Here is a 22,413-nt window from a genome sequence, read left to right as displayed (position 1 = left end):
TTTAATTTTTTGGGTTAATTAGCTGATACAATCCTTCATCTGTATAGTGATTCTGAAAACGGTTCCAGTCTTTTTTCACACCGATACATTGAAAGCCAAAAGTAGTAAAAAGGTTGATACTTGCTGTATTTTCCACGCCAATATTTGCATACAACTGATGCAATTGCAGTTGTGTAAAACAATACTCGATGAGCAAGCCAAGTGATTCTTTTCCAATACCGGAGCTTCTGTTTTCAAGATTTTGAATAACGATTCCGATACCGGCACGCTGATTTCTCGGGTCGAAATCGAACAAATCAATCAAACCGACCGCTTCAAAAGTGTCGTTTTTACAAATCGCCAGACGAAGTTGTTTTGCTTCATAAATATCCTGATGGGCATTCTCGAGGTACTGATGAATTAAAAAACGACTGTAAGGTGTTTGTGTGTTGCTCACTTCCCAAATGGCTTCGTCGTTTTCTATCGCATAGACGAATTCCAGATCTTCCGGTTCGAGCGCACGTAAAAAAATGGTATTGCCTTTTAGTGTATACATTCTTTGTTATAAAAGATCCTTCGACAAGCTCAGGATGACATTGAATTATTAGATTTTTTTTTGTAGCATCACAGACAGCCCATTAAAACATCTCTGCCTTCTGCCTTTTGCCTTCTGCTTTCTATTCTACTGAAATTTCTCCTTTGAAAACAAACGTTGCCGGTCCTTTCAGAAAAACATGTGTAAAAAAACCATTTTTCTCGGTAAACGAAACTTCCAGATTTCCGCCTTCGACCTGCAATTCGATTACAGAACTGTTGGTTTTCCCAGTGGCTCTCATGGCAATTGCTACAGCCGTAGCGCCGGTGCCACAGGAAAGCGTTTCATCTTCCACACCGCGTTCGTAGGTGCGCAAACGAAATTTATTTTCATCGGTTTGCGAAACAAAATTCACATTACTTCCCGCCTTCCCGTACAAATCGCTGTATCGGATTTTAGAACCTTCATTCCGTACATCGAAAATATGCAAATCCTCTACTAATTGAACATGGTGTGGTGAACCGGTATTCAGAAAAACATGCGTATCGTTTTGCTGTACTTCATCAACATCTTTCATTTGCAAGGACACGATATTTTCATTGGAAATCGTCGCAAAATGTAAACCGTCTGTTGCAATAAAAGTAGTTTCGGCTTCAATAATCCCCAATTGTTTTGCAAAAGCGACCAAACAACGACCACCATTACCACACATAGAGCTTTCATTTCCATCGGAATTATAATACACCATTCTGAAATCGGTCGATTCGTCATTTTCCAATAAGATGAGTCCGTCGGCACCAATGCCAAAACGACGGTCGCACAATTTCTCTATTAAATTGGTATCATTTTTGGGGAAATGTAAATCACGATTATCAATCATGACAAAATCGTTTCCGGTTCCTTGATATTTGTAAAAAGTATAGCGCATCTGAAAGTCAAATTAATAACAAAAGTACGAATATTAACGAGAAGTTAAAGAGTGTTAAACGGGCGTTAAACCCTTTTTTCTAATCGATGAAGTTTTTAATTTTACTGTTAAATAATTAAACATACTTTGTATTATGAATAAATTTTCAAGCTTATTAGTCGTATCTCTGTTAAGCGGAACAATAACGCTTGGCGCCTACAAATTACTTTTTGATACAAATTCTGCTTCAGGAAGCAAATTATCCGTCGCCTCCGACAACTATTCCAGAAACGTAGGTTTGGGAGCAGAAAACGTTGATTTCACTACTGCGGCTGAAAACGCCGTACATTATGTGGTACACGTAAAAAACGTTTCGGTTTCTGAAGTCCCTTCTAACCCGATTATGGAATATTTCTATGGCTATCGTGGCGGACAACAGCAAACGCAAATCGGAACCGGTTCTGGAGTAATCATTTCCGAAGACGGGTATATCGTTACCAATAACCACGTGATTCAGAACGCTACCGAGCTGGAAGTCACTTTAAACAACAACAAAACCTACAAAGCAAAATTAGTGGGAACCGACAGTAAAATGGATGTTGCCCTTTTAAAAGTGGAAGCCGATGAAAAACTGCCGTATGCCACTTTCGGGGATTCCGACAACATAAAAGTGGGCGAATGGGTATTGGCCGTTGGAAACCCGTACAACCTGAATTCTACGGTTACCGCGGGAATTGTATCGGCGAAAGCCAGAGATTTAAGCAATACCGGTATTCAGTCGTTCATACAAACCGATGCTGCCGTAAACCCCGGAAACAGCGGTGGAGCATTAGTTAATACCCGAGGAGAACTAGTGGGTATCAATACGATGATTTCTTCACAAACCGGCTCTTATGTAGGGTATTCTTTTGCAGTTCCTTCAAACATTACCCGAAAAATCATTGAAGATTTAATGGAATACGGAAACGTACAACGCGGTGTATTGGGTGTTGCCGGTGGCGAACTGAACAGTATGGCCGCAAAAGAATTCGGCGTAAAAGAAACACAAGGTTTTTACATCAATTCCATTTCCAAAAATTCGGGTGCTGAGAAATCCGGTTTGAAAAAAGGCGATATTATTGTACAATTGGACAACCAGCAAATTAAAGGTTATTCGGATTTAACCGCTTACATTAACACCAAACGTCCTAACGATGTGGTTCAGGTGGGTATTCTCAGAGAAGGAGACCGAAAAACCATTCCGGTAAAATTAACCAAAAAAGAATTGGTCAATGTAGATTATGAAGGCTTTGAATTTGAAGAAATTGATGCCGCCGATAAAAAACGATTCAAATTAAATGAAGGCGTAAAAATTAAAGATGTGACCAACGAACGTTATCTCGAGTATGCCAATATATTGAAAGGAAGTATTATTTTGAGAATCGATGGCGCAAAAATCAGCTCTATGGAGCAGGCCTCCCGAATTTTAAACTCGAAATCCAACAATCAGAAATTCCGCGTCGAGGTAATTACACAATCCGGAGAACGCTTACAAATGCTATTATAAAAATTAAAATTATCCACCAAAGCCCAATCGTTTGATTGGGCTTTTTTTATAACAATTTCACAAAATAATTTTCTGCAATCTGATTAAAAATCAATATTTTTGCACCAAATTTTAACAACACACTTTAATATATGGACAATTCAGCTTTATACGAAAAAGAATTGGCTTTTCAGGCAGACAGAAGAAGAGCTGGCGTAGAATTAATTAAGATTATCAGCGATTTATGGTATGACAAATCTATCGAATTGGTGCTTTTCAGAAACCAGTTAATCGACAGAAACGTTAGCGACATCATCAATTTGCATGAATATGCGGTTGAATTCGTTCAAAAACCAATCAATGTTTTTGACTCTGTAGAAATAGCAAGAGCTATTCAGGCTTTAGACTTACCTCCTTCCCGAATTGATATTGGTAAATTAACCTACGAATACCATTTAGAAGACGACAAATACAACGATGCTACAGCATTTGTAATCGACAAATTAAAACACGCTAAAGACACTTCTGAAATCAAACCAAAAGACGTAGTATTATACGGATTTGGACGTATCGGACGTTTATTGGCTCGTGAAATGATGTCGAAAATCGGAAAAGGACAACAATTGCGTTTAAGAGCAATCGTTACCCGCGATAAAAGTGATGCGGTTTTATTAGAAAAACGTGCTTCATTATTGCGTTATGATTCGGTTCACGGTGACTTTGAAGGATCCGTTTCTGCCGATGTTGAAAACAATGCCTTAATCATCAACGGATCTACCGTTCACATCATTACTGCAAATGCTCCGGAAGAAATTGACTATACTGCTTACGGAATTCACGATGCTTTGGTAATTGACAATACCGGCGCTTTTACAACCGAGGAAGCCTTAAGCCGTCACTTAACTTCAAAAGGTGTTGAGAAAGTATTATTGACTGCTCCTGGAAAAGGAGTTCCGAATATTGTTTACGGTGTAAACCACGAAGATTACAATCCGGATGAAGTAAAAATCTATTCTGCTGCTTCTTGTACTACCAACGCAATTACTCCGGTTTTAGCTGCAATGGAAGAAACGTTAGGGGTTGTTAAAGGACACTTGGAAACCATCCACGCGTATACAAACGACCAGAATTTGGTGGACAACATGCACAAAAAATACCGTCGTGGTAGAGCTGCAGCTTTAAACATGGTTATTACTGAAACGGGTGCTGGAAGCGCTGTTGCAAAAGCATTACCGAGTTTAGCCGGAAAACTAACATCGAATGCTATTCGTGTTCCGGTTCCAAACGGATCTTTAGTGGTTTTAAATCTTGAAGTTGGTAAGAACACCACTAAAGAAGAACTAAACGCTATCATGAAAAAATATGCTTTAGAGGGTAACTTGGTAGAGCAAATCAAATATTCTCTGAATAACGAATTAGTATCGTCGGATATCGTTGGAACTTCGGCTCCGGCTATTTTTGACAGCAACGCTACGATTGTTTCTGCCGATGGTAAAAACGTGGTAATGTATGTTTGGTATGATAACGAATATGGTTACAGCCATCAGGTGATTCGCTTGGCGAAATACATCGCTAAAGTAAGACGTTACATGTACTATTAATCGTCAGAAAATAAATAATAAAGAAATCCGCTTCGAGAAATTGAGGCGGATTTTTTGTTACTTTTGAAAGACATCATCAATTCCTTTCAGATGAAAAAAATACTATTTTTATTTATACTCCTTTTCGGAACATCCATCACATTCGCACAGAAGAAAAGCGACAAAAGTCAAGCAGAAAAAAAGCCTTTCGTTTTGGGTGAAATCCGGACAATCGACTCCAAAATCCTTTCCGAAAAAAGAACCTTAAACATTTATTTACCCGAAAGCTATAAAGAAACGGACACGATTAAATATCCGGTTATTTATTTGTTGGACGGTGCTGCTGATGAAGACTTTATTCACGTGGTAGGATTGGTGCAGTACAACACGTTTCCTTGGATTAATCGCATTCCCGAATCTATTGTGGTCGGAATTGCCAACACCAACCGAAAGCGTGATTTCACTTCCCCTGCCACTATTGAAATACTGAAAAAACAAATGCCGAACAATGGTGGTTCTGAAAAATTCATTTCCTTTCTGGAAAAAGAACTTCAACCTTATATTGACAACCATTTCAAAACTTCGAATTCCAAAACCATTATCGGACAATCGCTGGGCGGACTACTGGCAACAGAAATCCTCTTTACCAAACCAATGCTTTTCAACAAATACATTATCATCAGTCCGAGTCTTTGGTGGAATGACGGCGCATTATTAAAAACAAATCCTTCGCTTTTAGAAGATACTTTTTCAAACCAAACCGATATCTATATCGGCGTGGGTAAAGAAGGCTTGAGTCCGTTTTTCGACAACCATGTAATGGAAGTCGATGCTAATATTTTATGCGACAAAATTAAGTCGGGCAAAAGCAAATCGGTAAAAGTTCATTTTGATTATTTACCCGAAGAAGATCATGCCACGGTTACCCATCCGTCGATTTTTAATGCTTTCCGAATATTGTATCCTAAAAAAAATTAGCGAATGAACCTTCAACCCATTCTAGAAAACGAAATCGTACAACTAGTTCCGTTGCAGGAATCGGATTTTGAAATTTTGTTTCAGGTTGCCTCCGACCCGTTAATCTGGGAGCAGCATCCTAATAAAGACCGCTACAAAAGAGAGGTTTTCCAAAACTTTTTCGAAGGAGCGATACAATCTGAAGGAGCGTTTAGAATTATCGATAAAGCTTCAGGGGAAACCATCGGAAGCAGTCGTTTTTATGATTATGACGAAGCGAATAAAAGCGTTCTCATCGGCTATACCTTTTACGGAAGAAACTATTGGGGTTCCCATTACAATCCGTCCGTAAAAAAACTGATGTTGGAGTATGCGTTTCAGTTTGTGAATACTGTTTATTTCCACATTGGAGCCGAAAACATTCGTTCGCAAAAAGCCATTGAACGATTAGGCGCTGTAAAAGTGCGAGAAATCAGCGTTGCTTATCACGGCGAACCCGAGAAACTGAATTTTGAATACCGAATTGAAAAAGAGCACTGGACTTAATTCAACACGCGGTTTATCTGTACAAAACGTTTGGAATAATACGGTTCTTTCGTTGAGGAAATTATCACACCGGCACTGGTGGAAGAGTGAATAAATTTGATTTCATCATCGGTGATTTCCGTAATCATCCCCACGTGACCAACCCATCTTCCGCGGGTGGCAAAGAATATCAAATCGCCTTTTTGGGCCTGACTTCTATCAATTTTTACTCCCGAATTGGCGGCCATATCGGATGATGATCTGGGCAGAGTCATGTCCAGATTTCTGAAGGTAGTAAACATTAATCCGGAACAGTCAAAACCATTTTTATCGGTTCCGCCGCCACGGTAGCGCACCCCTAAATTTTCAGAAGCTTTGGCAATTAAGAAATCAGCTTTCATGGCTGCATCTGCTGACAAAGGCAAAACCTCTCTTTTTGCTTCCACAAAATCAGCTTCAGAAGTCGAAGCAACATCATTGGCATCAGTAGTTGTCAAAATTTCTTTAGTCGTTTTAACCTCCTCTTTTTTAACTTCACCTCTAACAACTAATTGTTGTCCGACTTCTAAACCATTGGTAATTTGCGGATTTAATTTTTCCAATTCAGCGATTGAAATCCCGTAACGTTTTGAAATTCCGTATTTGGTTTCTTTGGCTACTACTTCATGAATTGTTCCGAGAGTTTCATTGCCTGTGCTCTTTTTTTCTTCCGTAACAACAACAGGGGTTTCAACTTTTATCTTTTCAACTTCTTTCTTCTTTTCTTCTTTAGCCTTCTTATCTTTTACAACAACATTTTCAGTACCGGGAATAAACACAACATCCTTAATATCCAATTTATCATTTTCAACTTGCGGATTAGCCTTTTTTAATTCCTCTACTGAAATATTGTATTTTTTGGCAATTACATAAAACGATTCCCCTGAGGCTACGGTATGTTTCTGTAATTTACTTTGAAGCTTGGCAATTTTGGCACTTTCAGCTTTTGAAGGTTTATCCTCGACTTGCTTTTTAATTCCTTTTGGCAATGCCAGCAACTCACCCAATTGCAGATTATCCGAATCCAGTTGCGGATTGGCTTCCCTAAGCTTATCCATTGGAATATCGTATTTTTTGGCAATTGTATACAATGATTCACCCGACTCTACTTTATGAGAAGGTCCTTTAGGAACAAATTTAGCCTTTTTGTCTTCTGCCTTTTTTTTAGAATTCTTAGGAATCGAAAGCACCATATCCAACTGCAGTAACCCTTTGGCTTTAGGATTGATTTCGATGATTTCAGCCTCCGTTACATTGTACTTTTTGGCAATGCTGTAAACCGATTCACCACTAACAACCTTATGACTGATTGTTTTTTGCGCAAAACCGGACACTGACAGCAGCAGAAAAAGAAAGAAAAGTGATTTTGGAAATCTCATTAATCTGGTATTTATTTAAACTTCAAACGCAATGTATTGAAATTTGTTTTGTGTAAAATATTAAAAATCAATATTTTCAGGTTTCAGTTATTTTTTGTTTTTTATCAACTCATCTAAAAATGCCCTGAAATTCTTTGAATTCCAATTGGCAGCTCCAGTATGATTTACGACAATTCTGCCTTTTTTAGTAATCATATATGTTTTAGGAGCTTTGTCAAAAACCATGGAACGCAAAGGAGTACCGCCCGAATAATACATTGGAAAAACATACTCCTTTTCTTTAAAAAGTTTCGTTGCGTCAACCTGTGAATCCTTGGTTACAAAGATAAAAAACACATCGTTTTTGTAATCTTCGTACAACTTTGCCCATTGTTCCAGCTCTTCAACCGATTCGGGTGAATTAGCAGACCAATAGTTTATAATTACATTTCGATTCATATATTCCACAAATGAAATCGCTTTTCCGCTAGGCCCTATTAATCTCCAATCGTATGAATATAATGGCAACTGCTTTTCAAATTGAATTGTGGTTGGTTCGGGCAAATCTGAAGAATCGAAAGCTTCCTTAATTTTATCAATATAAAGAACTGTTACAAGTCCGATCAGGACAATTCCAATCACAAGTATTTTTTTCATTGAATTCAGAAGTTAAAAGTGTAAATATAGAAACTACCATTTAGACCAACAAAAAAACGCTCCAAAACGGAGCGTTTTTAATATAATTTTAATACAATTAAGCTTTTCCGGCTGCAATCAGGTTCAAAGCAGAACCGGCAACAAACCACCCAATCTGACTGTCATTATAGGTATGATTTGCCAAGATTACATCTTTGGCACCGTCTGCATGAAGAAATTCCAATGTTAATGGTTTTCCCGGTGCAAATTCGGTCAAATCCAAGAAATTGATTGTATCGTCTTCCTGAATTTTATCGTAATCCGCTTCGTTAGCAAACGTTAAAGCCAGCATTCCTTGTTTTTTAAGGTTCGTCTCATGAATACGGGCGAAGGATTTGACTAAAACCGCTTTCACCCCTAAGAAACGAGGTTCCATCGCGGCATGCTCACGGGAAGAACCTTCTCCGTAATTGTGATCGCCCACCACAATGGAAGGAACTCCAGCCGCTTTATACACTCTTTGTACTTTTGGCACCTCATCGTAGGCTCCGGTCAACTGGTTTTTAACCGAATTCGCTTTTCCATTAAACGCGTTTTCCGCACCAATTAACATATTGTTAGAAATATTATCAAGGTGACCACGGAAACGCAACCATGGACCCGCCATAGAAATATGATCCGTAGTACATTTTCCATACGCTTTGATTAACAACTTCGCACCAGTAATATTTTTTCCGTCCCACGGATCAAATGGCGCTAACAATTGCAAACGCTCCGATGTTGGCGAAACAATTACGGAAACAGAAGAACCATCAGCGGCAGGTGCCTGAAATCCGGCATCTTCTACATCAAAACCTCTTTTCGGCAATTCGTCCCCGGTTGGCGCTATTAATTTAACTTCTTCCCCTTTATCGTTTAACAAGGTATCGGTAATCGGGTTGAAATCCAATCGTCCTGAAATCGCTAAAGCCGCCACCATTTCCGGTGACGTTACGAAGGCATGGGTGTTCGGATTCCCGTCGGCTCTTTTGGAGAAGTTACGATTGAACGAGTGCACAATGGTATTTTTCTCCTGTTTGTCAGCTCCTTCTCTGTCCCATTGTCCGATACAAGGTCCGCAGGCGTTGGTAAACACTTTGGTTCCCATTTTTTCAAAATCAGCAATAATGCCGTCTCTTTCAATGGTGTAACGAATTTGTTCGGAACCTGGATTTATTCCAAATTCTGCTTTCGGAGTAATGCCGTGTGCAACCGCTTGTCTGACAATGGAAGCGGCACGCGACATATCTTCATAAGAAGAATTCGTACACGAACCGATTAGCCCCCATTCTACTTTGATCGGCCAACCGTTCGCAGCAGCTTCTTCCTTCATTTTAGAAACCGGTGTACCTCTATCCGGCGTAAATGGTCCATTGATGTGTGGCTCTAATTCAGATAAATTGATTTCGATTAATTGGTCGAAATATTGTGTTGGATTCGCATACACTTCGGCATCTGCAGTTAAATATGACGCTACTTTATCGGCAGCATTTACTACATCCTGACGACCGGTTGCCGTTAAATATCTTCGCATGGAATCGTCGTAACCAAATGTAGAAGTTGTTGCTCCGATTTCCGCTCCCATGTTACAGATGGTTCCTTTTCCGGTACAGGACATCGACTCGGCACCTTCACCGAAATATTCTACGATGGCACCGGTTCCTCCTTTTACAGTAAGAATATCCGCCACTTTTAAAATAACGTCTTTTGGGGCAGTCCAACCGTTAAGTTTTCCTGTCAATTTTACACCGATCAGTTTTGGAAATTTCAACTCCCAAGACATTCCGGACATTACGTCTACAGCATCGGCACCACCGACACCAATCGCCAACATCCCTAACCCTCCGGCATTAACCGTGTGTGAATCGGTACCGATCATCATTCCGCCCGGAAAGGCGTAGTTTTCCAATACAATTTGGTGGATGATCCCGGATCCCGGTTTCCAGAACCCGATCCCGTATTTGTTGGATACCGACGACAAGAAATCGAAAACTTCTTTGGATTGTGTATTGGCCACTTGCAGGTCTGTAGCAGCACCCACTTTGGCTTGAATTAAGTGGTCACAGTGTACCGTTGTCGGAACAGCGACTTTATTTTTTCCGGCATGCATGAACTGTAACAAAGCCATCTGAGCCGTTGCATCCTGACAGGCTACTCGGTCAGGCGCAAAATCCACGTAATCTTTTCCTCTTGTAAACGCCTGTGTAGGCATCCCTTCCCAAAGGTGAGAATACAAAATCTTTTCCGACAAGGTAAGCGGACGTCCTACCAACTCTCGTGCTTTGTCTACACGGGCAGCCATAGTCGCGTACACTTTTTCAATCATTTCAATATCAAAAGCCATAGTATCTAATAATTATGTTGTTATTGTTTTAATCCTACAATTTACGAAAAATAGCTTTTCGGTAACAAAAAAAGCCCAAGTTTCTCAACTTGGGCTTTGGGATTAACAGCAAATACTCACTGCAATTATTTCACCAACAACTTGTGTGAAGGCGCGAACTTGGTTAAGTTAATTCCTTCCACTGCTGCTGTATATTCTTCAATGGTTGGGGTTCTTCCCAAAATTGTAGACAATACTACAACCGGTGTAGATGAAAGTAAGGATTCCCCTTTTTTCTCCTCCGAATCTTCTACTACACGACCTTGGAAAAGACGTGTTGAAGTCGCCATTACCGTATCTCCCTTAGCCGCTTTTTCCTGGTTCCCCATACAAAGGTTACAACCCGGACGCTCTAAGTACAACATGTTCTCATATTCGGTACGTGCTGCTCCTTTAGGCGCATCATCGTTAAATTCGAAACCGGAATATCTTTGTAATACTTCCCAGTCGCCTTCCGCTTTTAATTCGTCAACGATGTTATAAGTTGGTGGCGCTACAACCAATGGAGCATTGAATTTCACTTCTCCTTTTTGTTTTTCCACATTCTTAAGCATTTGTGCTAAGATTTTCATATCCCCTTTGTGTACCATGCACGAACCGATAAAGCCTAAATCGACTTTTTTCGTTCCGCCGTAGAAAGAAAGCGGTCGGATGGTATCGTGTGTATAACGTTTGGAAACATCAGCATTGTTTACATCCGGATCGGCAATCATTGGTTCTGCAATTTGATCTAAATCCACCACAACCTCAGCGTAGTATTTCGCATTGGCATCAGGGCGCAACGCTGGTTTTTCTCCTGAACGGATTTCAGCAATTCGCTTGTTGGCTTTATCAATCAATCCTTTCAATACTTGCTTCGCATTATCCATTCCTTTGTCGATCATGATCTGGATTCTGCCTTTTGCAATTTCCAAGGATTCGATTAACGTTTCGTCTTCCGAAATACAGATAGATGCTTTTGCTTTCATTTCGGCCGTCCAGTCCGTGAAGGTAAAGGCTTGGTCTGCTGTTAAAGTCCCAATATGAACTTCGATGATTCTGCCTTGGAATACATTTTCACCGCCAAATTGTTTCAACATTTGTGCTTGTGTCGCATGAACCACGTCACGGAAGTCCATGTAATTTTTCATTTCCCCTTTAAAGGTCACTTTTACCGATTCCGGAATTGGCATGGAAGCTTCTCCAGTCGCTAAAGCAAGAGCAACCGTTCCTGAATCTGCACCGAAAGCAACTCCTTTAGACATTCTGGTATGGGAGTCACCACCAATAATGATGGCCCATTCGTCAATAGTGATATCGTTTAGTACTTTGTGAATTACATCGGTCATTGGGTGGTAAACGCCTTTCGGGTCACGCGCTGTGATTAATCCGAAGTCGTTCATGAATTGCATCAATTTCGGAATGTTCGTCTGTGCTTTTTTATCCCAAACCGATGCCGTGTGACATCCTGATTGGTAAGCACCGTCAACGATTGGCGAAATTGTGGTAGCCGCCATCGATTCTAATTCCTGAGCGGTCATCAAACCTGTAGTATCTTGCGAACCTACAATGTTTACCGTCACACGAACGTCTGAACCGGCATGCAATACTTTTCCTGGTGTAGTACCAACGGCATTTTTGTTGAAGATTTTTTCAACGGCTGTTAAACCTTGACCTTCATGAGAAACTTCTTTGGAAGGCGCGAACACCACTGGCGCTTGAATTCCAAGTGTTTTAGCAGCGAACGTTTGAATTTTTTTACCAAAAACGATCGCATAAGAACCACCCGCTTTAATGAATTCCATTTTTTGAGGCGTGAATGCCTTCGAAATATCAATCAGCTCTTTGTCTCCGTTGTATAATTTTTTTGTTTTTGTATTGATAGTAAGCACCGTTCCTGTTGCAACAGAATACACTTGTTCCAGAATAGGCTCACCGTTTTCATCGCGAACCAATTCTCCATTTGCATCGGTCTTTTTTACCCAGTTTTTAAGGTCTAAACCAATACCTCCCGTTACATCCACAGTAGTTAGGAAAATTGGAGAGATACCGTTTGTTCCTGCCACAATCGGAGCAAAATTTACAAACGGAACGTAAGGACTTGCTTGTTTCCCCGTCCAAAGTGCCACGTTGTTAACACCCGACATACGAGAAGAACCAACACCCATCGTACCTTTTTCTGCAATTAACATCACCGATTTATCAGGATGTTGTTCCTGTAAAGCCTTGATTTCAGCTTGTGCTTCAGGGGAAATCATACATTTTCCGTGTAGCTCACGGTCGGAACGTGAGTGTGCTTGATTACCCGGAGATAATAAATCGGTTGAAATATCACCTTCACCAGCAATAAATGTTACTACTTTAATTTCTTCCGCTACTTCAGGAAGTTTGGTAAAGAATTCCGCTTTTGCGTAACTTTCCAATATGTCTTTCGCTACAGCATTTCCGTTTTCATAGGCCACTTTCAAACGATCCATATCAGCATCGTATAAGTACACTTGTGTTTTCAACACCTCACCGGCAGCATTAGCGATAGCCACATCATTTCCTAAAGCCAAATCCAACAATACTTCGATCGAAGGTCCGCCTTTCATGTGGGATAATAATTCGAAGGCAAAAGCAGGTGTGATTTCTGCTACAGTTGCTTCTTCTAAAATAATTTCTTTTAAGAATTTTGCTTTAGCACCAGCCGCAGGAGTAGTTCCCGGCAACGTATTGTAAATAAAGAATTTCAGGGAGTCTTCGCGATTTGGATTCGCTGTGTCTTTGATTTGCGCAATGATTTCACTTAGCAATTCGGCACCATCAATGGGTTTAGGATGAAGTCCTTGTCCTTTACGCTCTTCGATTTCTTTGATATAATCGTTATAAATATTCATTGTAACAGTATTTGAATCAGTTATGTTAGTACTTGTTTTATTTTAAAGTCGCACAAATTTAACCATTCTTAACTGAATTAAAAAATATTTAGCATTTCATTAATTTACAAAGAATATTATTTATAAACGTTCTATTTTAATGCAGATACCTCAACAAAAGAACATAAAAATATTAATTTTTTACGAATTCTTAATTTTTTAATTTTATTTTGAGAAATCGCAAAAAAACAGGCTTTATTTTTGACAAATCAACAGGATTAGCTATTGTCACGTAGGTTCATTAATGGTTTTTCATAGTACTTGTACAGTAGAAAACTAAGTCCGAAAACCACAAACAAATAAAACAAAAGAAACCCGAGCAGCCCGAATGAAGAAAATTTCGAAACATCGAAAAACTGTTTCATAAGCACCGTAACTATACTGTAATGCAGCAAATACACACTATAGGAAACCTTGCTGATAAATTCAACCGGTTTACGAAGAAGGTTTCCGGCTGTTTCCCAATTGATGAAAAACGGAAGCCCTAAAGCAATCGTTAGCGACGAAAAAGTAAAGTAGAAAACCATAAAATAAAGTGGTTTCGAGATAATATCTACTCCCAATACGTTAAGAACCACAAATTGCAAAAAGAACAAATGAAGGGAAATAATAAACAGGTAAACACAGTATTTTTTGATTGTTTCCTTGTAATAATAATGTCCCCAAGCCATCAAAAAACCTATCAAAATAGAGTCAATTCTATAAATCGTTAATGATTTCACGGCCAGATTCCATGCCTGCATGTCTGAAATTGTTATATGCAGATATAAATTAAAACGCAACAAATGAAAAAACGCAATCAGAAGCACGATAAGGACTAAAAAACCGAACTTTTTATTGTTCTTAAAAACTTTATAACCAAAGAACAACACTAATGGCGTTATTACATAAGTCCACTCCTCCACCGACAAGCTCCAGGATTCCGTAAAAATGACAATATCGTATGTTGAGAAATTCTGAATAAAAACAAAGTATTTCCACCAGCCGCTGATATCGTAGGCAAAAAAAACAGCAATAACGATATTCACAATCAAAACCAGATAATAGGCCGGTAACGTTCGAAACCATCGTCGCTTCAAAAAAATGAACAGACTGCCAACTGAAAAATCATCGGCCAAAAACATTTTCAGCAAAATTGTTCCGATTAAAAAACCACTCAGCACAAAGAACAATTCCACTCCGGCAAACCCGAAAAGTCCGCTAACAGAAATCAAAAGCGGATTACTGCTACCAATCAGATAATAAACATGCGAAAACAGCACCAGTAAAATCGCCAATGCTCTAACAACGTCTAAACCAAAGATTCTCTGATTATTGTGTTTTTCTAAACTCATTTCTATTATTTTTGTGACTATTCTTTTCACTATGTTCAAACGCTCAAAGATATATAAATATTTAGCCTTTAGTTTTATCCTTTCAAGTCTTTTTGGAGTGGTAATTTACAGCCAACTCAGCAACCGCCACAAAGCGATTGTTAAGACACTTGCATTGCATAAAACTGGTTTGGTAGACAACGATTGGCTGATAAACAACAGTAAAAAAGAATACAAAATGCTGTCGCCGACATTTATCATTGACGGCATTTACAAATCGATGGAAGGTCCGAAAGCCTCGCGTTATATTCAACTGGATCAATCGGATAAAATTTTATGGATTACCGGATTCAAGGTAAAAGCAGTGGATGCGAAAACCAACGAAGCGCTCTCCAACGACTACATCTGTCATATGAATGTAGACATTAATGACACACAATATTACACCCAATGGCATCTTGAAGACCGCATCGGAAAACAATATCCGAGAATGACCTCGTTATCGCACGGATTGGAACATTTCGATTTTCCGAAAGGCTATGGCGTACCGATTATCGGGAAAGATTATCTGTTTGTAACCACACAAACGCTCAATCACAACCAACCCGATATTTTCAAAAAAGTCAAACATGAAGTTTCGGTACGTTATGAAGCCTACGATAAAACGCAAAAACCTTTGATGAGCAAAACGGTTTACATTCAGTTGCCGTTTGACAAACACGATCCTTTTAAAGGACCGCTGGATCCGGCCAGTAATCAATGTATTCCGGTGGAAACCAAAAACCACACTTATTGTGATAAAGCCGGAAACATGCTATCCGGACATTGGGTTATTCCATCGGGAATTAAAACCTACAGAAGTTCCATAACAGAACAATTACAGATTAAAGACAGCGCCCGATTGCATTTTTCGGCGCCGCACGTACATCCGTTCGCCACTTCGATAAGTGTGGTTGACAAGACTGAAAACAAGATGCTCTTTACCTGCAAGGTTACCAATTATACCACTAAAATCGGCTTACAAAACATTGAGACCTTCAGTTCTAAGAATGGTATTTGGCTGTATGAAAACCACGAATACGAATTGGTAATGACCTGCAACAACACTTCAAAAACCGATCAGGACATGATGGGCAGTATGTTTTTGTTCTTTTACGACAAAGAATTAGACCGTACGATTTCAAAACTTTAATCCCTTTTAAAAATAATTTTAAAAAAACTAGCGTGGTTTCAAATTATAATTAACTTTGTAATTCAAAGTACTTTTAATTTAATTGTTTATTTTATGAACCACCACTTTGCAGTATTAAAAAACTACACACGTAAAACAGGCGTTGCAACCAGTATAACCGTGACGCTTTTCAGCATCTTTTTTCTAACGGTTTCACTTTTGGGAATTGAATTCAAAAATGATGTTTTAGAGCCCATTTGCTTTTTGAGTTTGATTGTGGAATTTATTTACGGAGTCATAGTTTCTTTTAAAATTTTAAAAAACCGAACAAAATACCTTCACTTAACTCCGTTTCTATTTCTTAACTGGTTTATCGGTTGTTTCTGCACTAATGTTTTCATAAATATTTTTGAAAATCTACCTATCTGGGTTTATGGAGTGACTTTCTTATTCTGCCTCAGCAACTTCTTCATCTATGGTTCTTATAAAGACAAATTTATCACGCCACTATCTTATTTCTGCAATGGAATTTCTTTTCTGCTTATTGTTTATTACATGATTTATCTGGTTCCATTCGCACCTATTTCATTTGTAGGGATTTTGGCTTTAGGTTTTGGCTTCTACGGATTGGTTCCTGCCATCGTTTTCATATGTCATTCGGTAACATTGACAAAAATTTTTTCAGAATCCCGAGATAATCTGCGCTGGTTTGGTATCGGATTTTCAACCATACTGATCAGTCAACTTCTTTTTACAATCCTTCTAAACATCGAAAGCAGAAAGATCAGTGAAAATTTCATCACAAAATCATTTGAAACCAACAACGACCTTCCCACATACATTACCATTTCACAAAACCTTAAACCCAACTTTTTCAATGAAATACTCCTGAAAAAAGACATTGTATATATATGCGTTGACAATATATTTGAATTCAGAGGTTTTGATTCCTTTGGCGGAAAGCAATACAATGAAAGAAAAACACACAATCCCTTAATAAACGTTGCCTATTTATTTACGAAGAACATAGTTTTAAGCGATGATGATAAAATCAATATTTTAAAATCGAATTTCGACAAACGCCTGGAAACGGAAGAACAATTGTGGAGCGGAAACGATTTAGTAACCCGAAACATAAAAGAAGATGTAAAAATTTATGCCGACAGTCGTTTGGCGTATACCGAAATCACCATGGATATCGCCTGTGAGAAAGACTCCTGGGGTGATAAGGAAGCCATCTATTCTTTTCAGCTGCCGGAAGGTTCTGTAGCGACTTCCCTTTCGTTATGGGTGAATGGCATGGAGCGCCAAGGTGTTTTAACTACCAAAGAAAAAGCAAAAAAAGCATACGATCAAATCGTTGGTGTGGAAGCCAGAGATCCGTCCTTGATGCAATGGAAAGAAGGAAATAAAGTGGTCGTAAGAGTCTTTCCTATCAACAAAGACCTGCCCAGAACTTTTAAATGCGGATTCACTACTCCTTTGAAAGTTGACAATTCCCATATGAAATACCAAAGTCTGAATATCAAAGGCCCAAACCTTTCCAATGCAGAAACCTTATCCCGAATACAGTTGGTTGGAAACCAAAAATTTGAAGCTGACAAAGCATTTGAATTAAGAAACAATTTTTACATCAACGAATCAAAAGGTTTGGACAAATGGGAAGCGGTAATACCGATAAACAATGCTGTTTTTTCAAATTCCTTTATCTGGAAAAATAATGTTTATGAGATTAAACCAATTAAAAGAACAGCGGTTGCATTTACGCCATCAGAAATTATTTTGGATTTGAACAGCAACTGGACAGAAGAAGAGGTAAAAGCCTTTACCGACAAAAACGATACAAAATACAGTGTTTTCATCAATAATCAGAAACAGGAAATAACCAATGCAAATTACGAAAGCATCTTGCCCCAATTTGAGAACCTGCATTATTCGTTATTACCGTTGTACAAACTAAAAGAAAACAGTCTGATTGTAACCAAATCCGGCACATTTTCAGCCAATTTCGAAGAATTGGAAACTTCCGACTATCTTAAAAAAATTAAATCCGGAACAAAACAGAAGAACATCAAAGTCATCAACATTTCGGAAGACATCAATCCGTTCTGGCAGACGATTAAGGAACAGAAATATGTGGATTTCATTCAAACCGATTTACAAAATTGTCAGAAACTCCTTGATGAAAATCAGTTTATCACCTTAAAAACAGCTGAAAACCGCATCAACATTGAGCCAGCCAATATTGCCATTGAAGAAAATCTAAAAACCAAAGAAACCGACAGCAATGGCCCCAATCACATTTACAGAATGTATGCCTTTGGAAAAGTTTTGGAGGAACAGGTTACCATTCAAGAAGATTCCTTAGCAACCAATAAATATGTTGCTCTGGCAAAGGACGCTAATATCGTGACGCCAATTTCATCGTTAATCGTCCTTGAAACGGATGAAGATTATGAAAAAAACGGCATTGAAAAAAATGTAAACACGCTTGGCAATGCTTCCATAAACAATGACGGTTCTGTTCCTGAGCCTCATGAATGGGCGCTGATTCTGATTACTTTAACTGCAGCGCTTTTCTATTACAAAAAACACAGAAAACAAACTTCATAAATGGATTTCCTGATAAAAAATACCAAAACGGTAACGGTTCTGGCCATAATCAGCATTATGGCCCTGAACGGAAACACTGTAGCCTTCGGACTGGAAAATGACTTTTTCGGGGTCATTTTTTCGGTGGCTTTATTTTTTATCGGCGGAAGAAAAACCAATTACAAAATAAACTATTTGCTCATCGCATTACTTCTGGTTTTTGAATTTATAAGCTACCGACTGCATACAAAATCATTGCATTTTTTGTCCTTGACGTTGCTCGTTTGTTTGGTATTCTATTACTTCACCAACCGATTTTCGTTCATCGCCTTCATTTGTATTTTATTGTTTTCATCACTGTTCAACAAGTTTTTTGACCATTTAACAACCGAAATCAAACAGGCATTGTGTTATATGGTTTTCATGACCCTGAAAAACGTCTTACACATCGACCGGATTGAAGGCGTAACTTTTTACGCTAACAATGCCAAAATAACCATTGATACCGCCTGTATGGGATTATCGATGTTCAAAACCGGATTATTAACAGGTGCTTTGTTGCTTACTTTGGAAGAAAAAAAACAACGCCTTTATTTTGGAATACTGCAAATAACGGGGTTCTGTTTCATAATTATAATACTGAATATTATCTCGAATTATTTCAGAATCATAACGCTGGTTTTGCTTAATTGTACTAAGGAAAACATGCTGCATCACACCGTCGGCTTAACTTGCTTTGCACTTTATCAGGTAGTGCCAATGTTGATCATAATACGCTTTTTCAAACCCAAGATAAAAGAAATTACCACAGTTGATTTACAACCAAAAATGTATCCGGTAGCCGTTGTATTCGGAATTGTAGCAATCACCAGTCTGGAAATGAAAAACGAGACGAATGATAACATCCTTACCAATCTGAATCCTAAATACGATCCATCCAAAGGCGTTTGGGTCAACAAAGAAGTGTTTAAAATTGTAACACCGGAAAAACTCATTTACATCAAAACACCATCACACAAACCTTTAATTTGCTGGACAGGAGATGGCTATACGATTACCGAATCAAAAGAAATCACGAATGAAAATGAAAAAATATGGGTAGCGACAATGGAAAAAGATTCCGTACACTATCATTCCTATTGGTGGTACGAATGCGGCACTAAAAAATACACTTCTTTTATTGAAGTAATGTTGATGAAACTCGTTTACAACAAACCGATAAGACTAATCAATGAGACTTATAGAATTAACCTGAAAGAAGCTTAGAAAAACAATCGTCAAAGAATCCACTACATCTACTTCAAAGTATTTTTTCAACGAAAGAGAACTATAATTCAAAATTCTAAGCCTTAAAAAACCAGTCAAAAAAACAATAGACAGCAATTGCACAGATCAGAAACAACGCTGAATTAAAAAACCATCCGTTACATTTCGGACCGGCTTTAAAAAGCAGTAAAATTACTTTAACAACTCCAAACAAGGTAAATACCGAAAAAAGAAAGGCTAGAAAAACAACAATTGTTATCCCTAGCCCTAATTCTAAAAACATAGTATATTAAAACAATTTCTTAATAATCATTTCTTCCGATATCCCCTCCGCATCCGCTTTGTAGTTTTTGATGATTCGATGACGCAAGATTCCGGTTGCAACCGCCTGAACATCTTCAATATCCGGAGAGTATTTCCCGTTTAAGGCCGCGTTGGTTTTCGCTGCTAAAATTAAATTTTGAGAAGCGCGGGGTCCGGCGCCCCAATCCAGATAGTTTTTGATATAATCTGTGGCCAGAGCATTATCGGGACGGGTTTTGGACACTAATGTTACCGCATATTCAATTACGTTATCCGCCACCGGAATACGACGGATCAACTGCTGAAAATCGATAATTTCCTGAGCGGTAAATAACGGATTCACTTTTATGGTAAAATCAGTGGTTGTGCTTTTTACCACCTGCACTTCTTCGGCAAATGAAGGGTAATCCAATTTAATGGCAAACATAAACCGGTCCAGTTGCGCTTCAGGTAACGGATAGGTTCCTTCCTGCTCAATCGGGTTTTGAGTTGCCAATACAAAAAACGGCAAATCTAATTTATAATGATGTCCGGCTATGGTTACCGCTTTTTCCTGCATCGCTTCCAATAAGGCAGCTTGCGTTTTTGGCGGAGTACGATTGATTTCATCGGCCAGAATAATATTGGAAAAGATTGGACCTTTCAGGAATTTAAAACTTCGGCTTTCATCTAAAATCTCACTTCCTAAAATATCAGAAGGCATCAAATCGGGTGTAAACTGAATTCGCTTGAAATCCAAACCCAAAGCCTGTGAAATTGTATTTACCATCAAGGTTTTTGCCAAACCGGGCACACCAACTAAAAGCGCATGTCCGCCGGAAAAAATGCTAAGTACGATTTCATTTACCACCTCATCCTGACCTACAATTATTTTGGCAATTTCTTCTTTAAGGGCTTTTTGTTTCTGAACCAGATTCTGAATTGCTGCTACGTCCGACATTTGCGTATAATTTAAATTAAAAAGAGTTAGTGTTATGATTCCATAAAACTAACTCTTTTGGGTGTTTTTTAAAAATTTATTTTTTCAACCAATTGTTAGTGAATTTACAATCTCTGTATTCACCGTTGATTTTAATATACGTTTCTTTGATTTTTGCTTCGGTCCATTTTGCCACAGCTTTGAGTTGTTTTTCTTTCAGAGCCAAATCCTTAATTTTCAGGTAATCTTTGGCAAAATCAGCCGTATGCTCTTCAAAACGATTGGTTATTGTAATTAATTTGAATTTTTTATTCCCGTTTTGCTCTTCATCCGTTAAAGGTAATGACACCTCATTGTCTTTCAGTTCAGAAACCTGACCGTATAATGCCGGATCCATTTTCGTCAATTCGAAACGAGTTTCCATAGTTCTTGGATTGATTAAAATACCACCACTGTTACGGGTTTCTTTTTCATCGGAAAACTGACGGGCTGCCTCGGCAAATGAAATATTACCTTCAACAATACGTTTACGGATATTCTCAATTTTGGTTTTGGCTTCCGCTAACGCTTCATTAGTAACTTTTGGCGCAATCAGAATATGACGCACATCCAATTCCTGTCCGCGGATTTTTTCAAGATAAATGATATGGAATCCGTATTCGGTTTCAAAAGGATCTGAAATTTCACCTTCCTGCAAACTGAAAGCCACATCTTTAAATTCTTTTACAAATTGTGTTTTCTTGGTTAATTTGTAATATCCTCCATTTGACTTCGATCCCGGATCTTCTGAATACAATACCGCTCTACTGAAAAAACTGGAACCTTCCTGAACTTCTTTCTTTAACGCTTTTAACTTATCAATTACTTTTTGTTTCTCAGCCTGACTGATAACGGGTTTCACTACAATTTGTGCCACTTCCATTTCAGCACCGAAAACGGGTAAATCTTCTTTTGGGATAGACGTAAAAAAGGTTCTTACTTCTTCTGGTGTAATTTCAACTTCTTCAAAAATTTTACGTTGCATCTGTGAGGTAAGCTTATTCATTTTTACCACATCAAAAAAGTACGTTTTAAAATCTTCCAGGTTCTTTTTGTTGTAAAACTTGATTACTTTATCTACAGAACCCACCTGTTCCACCATTTGGTCTAACTGCGAATTCATGAACTCGTTTACCTCACCGTCACTCACAACAATACTGTCCTGAATTGCCTGATGCGCATACAATTTGTCCTCTAACAATTTACCCAACATCTCACAACGGGTAATATTTTTCACCTCAACTCCCTGGGCTTGTAATTCAATAAATGTTTTGTCTATATCGGAATCCAGAACAACATAATCTCCAACAACAGCAACAACGCCATCAATTTTCTTTTTCTGACTCGGCTGTGCGTACATTGTAGCGCATGTACAGATTAGTACTCCGAAAATCAGGGCAACTTTATTGTTCATCAACTTCATGTTTCTCTTTTTAAATGGCATCTGCTT

Annotated in this window: 16 protein-coding genes; 7 read left to right on the top strand and 9 right to left on the bottom strand. The window is 38.5% G+C overall.

Going from position 1 to position 22,413, the window contains the following annotated elements; translation table 11 throughout:
• Position 1: 1 nt before the first annotated feature.
• The gene (locus FCR2A7T_RS08480) at positions 2 to 535 is read right to left on the bottom strand and encodes a GNAT family N-acetyltransferase (protein ID WP_023570865.1); all 534 of its coding nucleotides are present in this window, start codon (positions 533 to 535) and stop codon (positions 2 to 4) included.
• 121 nt (positions 536 to 656) lie between these two features.
• Positions 657 to 1,442, bottom strand: coding sequence for a diaminopimelate epimerase (dapF, locus tag FCR2A7T_RS08475; RefSeq protein WP_023570864.1), 786 nt, complete (start codon positions 1,440 to 1,442; stop codon positions 657 to 659).
• Between the two features lie 133 nt (positions 1,443 to 1,575).
• Here dapF and FCR2A7T_RS08470 point away from each other — a divergent pair, with 133 nt between their 5' ends.
• The 4 genes from FCR2A7T_RS08470 to FCR2A7T_RS08455 all read left to right on the top strand — a co-directional run bounded on the left by FCR2A7T_RS08470 (position 1,576) and on the right by FCR2A7T_RS08455 (position 6,029).
• Positions 1,576 to 2,967 carry a Do family serine endopeptidase gene (locus FCR2A7T_RS08470; RefSeq protein WP_023570863.1) on the top strand — a complete coding sequence of 464 codons (1,392 nt, stop codon included), beginning with the start codon at positions 1,576 to 1,578 and terminating at the stop codon, positions 2,965 to 2,967.
• Between the two features lie 131 nt (positions 2,968 to 3,098).
• Positions 3,099 to 4,547: a glyceraldehyde-3-phosphate dehydrogenase gene (locus FCR2A7T_RS08465; protein ID WP_023570862.1), complete on the top strand. Its 1,449-nt coding sequence runs from the start codon at positions 3,099 to 3,101 to the stop codon at positions 4,545 to 4,547.
• 90 nt (positions 4,548 to 4,637) lie between these two features.
• A complete protein-coding gene (locus FCR2A7T_RS08460; protein WP_035118040.1) occupies positions 4,638 to 5,504 on the top strand; it encodes an alpha/beta hydrolase in 867 nt (288 codons plus the stop codon).
• A gap of 3 nt (positions 5,505 to 5,507) precedes the next feature.
• Positions 5,508 to 6,029: a GNAT family N-acetyltransferase gene (locus FCR2A7T_RS08455; RefSeq protein WP_023570860.1), complete on the top strand. Its 522-nt coding sequence runs from the start codon at positions 5,508 to 5,510 to the stop codon at positions 6,027 to 6,029.
• Here FCR2A7T_RS08455 and FCR2A7T_RS14995 read toward each other — a convergent pair.
• From FCR2A7T_RS14995 to FCR2A7T_RS14780, 5 genes are all read right to left on the bottom strand, one after another.
• Positions 6,026 to 7,426 carry a C40 family peptidase gene (locus FCR2A7T_RS14995; protein WP_023570859.1) on the bottom strand — a complete coding sequence of 467 codons (1,401 nt, stop codon included), beginning with the start codon at positions 7,424 to 7,426 and terminating at the stop codon, positions 6,026 to 6,028. The two genes, FCR2A7T_RS08455 and FCR2A7T_RS14995, sit on opposite strands and share 4 nt — an antisense overlap.
• A gap of 87 nt (positions 7,427 to 7,513) precedes the next feature.
• On the bottom strand, positions 7,514 to 8,062 hold the full coding sequence (locus FCR2A7T_RS14785; protein ID WP_023570858.1) for a TlpA family protein disulfide reductase: 549 nt from the start codon (positions 8,060 to 8,062) through the stop codon (positions 7,514 to 7,516).
• A 97-nt stretch (positions 8,063 to 8,159) separates the two neighbouring features.
• Complete coding sequence (locus FCR2A7T_RS08440; protein ID WP_023570857.1) at positions 8,160 to 10,424, bottom strand: aconitate hydratase; 2,265 nt, start codon at positions 10,422 to 10,424, stop codon at positions 8,160 to 8,162.
• Between the two features lie 125 nt (positions 10,425 to 10,549).
• The gene (locus FCR2A7T_RS08435) at positions 10,550 to 13,321 is read right to left on the bottom strand and encodes a bifunctional aconitate hydratase 2/2-methylisocitrate dehydratase (RefSeq protein ID WP_023570856.1); all 2,772 of its coding nucleotides are present in this window, start codon (positions 13,319 to 13,321) and stop codon (positions 10,550 to 10,552) included.
• 257 nt (positions 13,322 to 13,578) lie between these two features.
• On the bottom strand, positions 13,579 to 14,694 hold the full coding sequence (locus tag FCR2A7T_RS14780; RefSeq protein WP_023570855.1) for an acyltransferase family protein: 1,116 nt from the start codon (positions 14,692 to 14,694) through the stop codon (positions 13,579 to 13,581).
• 31 nt (positions 14,695 to 14,725) lie between these two features.
• Between FCR2A7T_RS14780 and FCR2A7T_RS08425 the strand changes: the two genes are divergently transcribed.
• The 3 genes from FCR2A7T_RS08425 (at position 14,726) to xrtN (ending at position 19,702) form a co-directional block, all read left to right on the top strand.
• Positions 14,726 to 15,865: a hypothetical protein gene (locus FCR2A7T_RS08425; RefSeq protein ID WP_035117940.1), complete on the top strand. Its 1,140-nt coding sequence runs from the start codon at positions 14,726 to 14,728 to the stop codon at positions 15,863 to 15,865.
• Positions 15,866 to 15,958: 93 nt separating this feature from the next.
• Positions 15,959 to 18,457: an XrtN system VIT domain-containing protein gene (locus tag FCR2A7T_RS08420; RefSeq protein WP_023570853.1), complete on the top strand. Its 2,499-nt coding sequence runs from the start codon at positions 15,959 to 15,961 to the stop codon at positions 18,455 to 18,457.
• Positions 18,458 to 19,702: an exosortase N gene (xrtN, locus tag FCR2A7T_RS08415; protein WP_023570852.1), complete on the top strand. Its 1,245-nt coding sequence runs from the start codon at positions 18,458 to 18,460 to the stop codon at positions 19,700 to 19,702.
• A gap of 289 nt (positions 19,703 to 19,991) precedes the next feature.
• Here xrtN and FCR2A7T_RS08405 read toward each other — a convergent pair whose 3' ends face one another.
• Both FCR2A7T_RS08405 and FCR2A7T_RS08400 read right to left on the bottom strand, forming a co-directional pair.
• Complete coding sequence (locus FCR2A7T_RS08405; protein ID WP_023570850.1) at positions 19,992 to 20,945, bottom strand: AAA family ATPase; 954 nt, start codon at positions 20,943 to 20,945, stop codon at positions 19,992 to 19,994.
• Positions 20,946 to 21,021: 76 nt separating this feature from the next.
• Positions 21,022 to 22,386, bottom strand: a complete 1,365-nt coding sequence (locus FCR2A7T_RS08400; RefSeq protein WP_023570849.1) for a peptidylprolyl isomerase — start codon at positions 22,384 to 22,386, stop codon at positions 21,022 to 21,024.
• Positions 22,387 to 22,413: the final 27 nt, after the last annotated feature.

It is taken from the genome of Flavobacterium cauense R2A-7 (assembly GCF_000498475.1).
GTDB lineage: Bacteria > Bacteroidota > Bacteroidia > Flavobacteriales > Flavobacteriaceae > Flavobacterium > Flavobacterium cauense.
This window is presented reverse-complemented; position numbering and strand designations above follow the sequence as displayed.

Excerpts from the sequence above, each read along its gene's own strand:
- FCR2A7T_RS08455 (WP_023570860.1), top strand. The coding sequence starts at position 5,508 with ATGAACCTTCAACCCATTCTAGAAAACGAAATCGTACAACTAGTTCCG.
- FCR2A7T_RS08420 (WP_023570853.1), top strand. The coding sequence starts at position 15,959 with ATGAACCACCACTTTGCAGTATTAAAAAACTACACACGTAAAACAGGC.
- FCR2A7T_RS08435 (WP_023570856.1), bottom strand. The coding sequence starts at position 13,321 with ATGAATATTTATAACGATTATATCAAAGAAATCGAAGAGCGTAAAGGA.
- FCR2A7T_RS14995 (WP_023570859.1), bottom strand. The coding sequence starts at position 7,426 with ATGAGATTTCCAAAATCACTTTTCTTTCTTTTTCTGCTGCTGTCAGTG.
- FCR2A7T_RS08470 (WP_023570863.1), top strand. The coding sequence starts at position 1,576 with ATGAATAAATTTTCAAGCTTATTAGTCGTATCTCTGTTAAGCGGAACA.
- FCR2A7T_RS14785 (WP_023570858.1), bottom strand. The coding sequence starts at position 8,062 with ATGAAAAAAATACTTGTGATTGGAATTGTCCTGATCGGACTTGTAACA.
- FCR2A7T_RS08440 (WP_023570857.1), bottom strand. The coding sequence starts at position 10,424 with ATGGCTTTTGATATTGAAATGATTGAAAAAGTGTACGCGACTATGGCT.
- FCR2A7T_RS14780 (WP_023570855.1), bottom strand. The coding sequence starts at position 14,694 with ATGAGTTTAGAAAAACACAATAATCAGAGAATCTTTGGTTTAGACGTT.
- FCR2A7T_RS08460 (WP_035118040.1), top strand. The coding sequence starts at position 4,638 with ATGAAAAAAATACTATTTTTATTTATACTCCTTTTCGGAACATCCATC.
- FCR2A7T_RS08425 (WP_035117940.1), top strand. The coding sequence starts at position 14,726 with ATGTTCAAACGCTCAAAGATATATAAATATTTAGCCTTTAGTTTTATC.
- FCR2A7T_RS08405 (WP_023570850.1), bottom strand. The coding sequence starts at position 20,945 with ATGTCGGACGTAGCAGCAATTCAGAATCTGGTTCAGAAACAAAAAGCC.
- xrtN (WP_023570852.1), top strand. The coding sequence starts at position 18,458 with ATGGATTTCCTGATAAAAAATACCAAAACGGTAACGGTTCTGGCCATA.
- FCR2A7T_RS08465 (WP_023570862.1), top strand. The coding sequence starts at position 3,099 with ATGGACAATTCAGCTTTATACGAAAAAGAATTGGCTTTTCAGGCAGAC.
- FCR2A7T_RS08480 (WP_023570865.1), bottom strand. The coding sequence starts at position 535 with ATGTATACACTAAAAGGCAATACCATTTTTTTACGTGCGCTCGAACCG.
- FCR2A7T_RS08400 (WP_023570849.1), bottom strand. The coding sequence starts at position 22,386 with ATGAAGTTGATGAACAATAAAGTTGCCCTGATTTTCGGAGTACTAATC.
- dapF (WP_023570864.1), bottom strand. The coding sequence starts at position 1,442 with ATGCGCTATACTTTTTACAAATATCAAGGAACCGGAAACGATTTTGTC.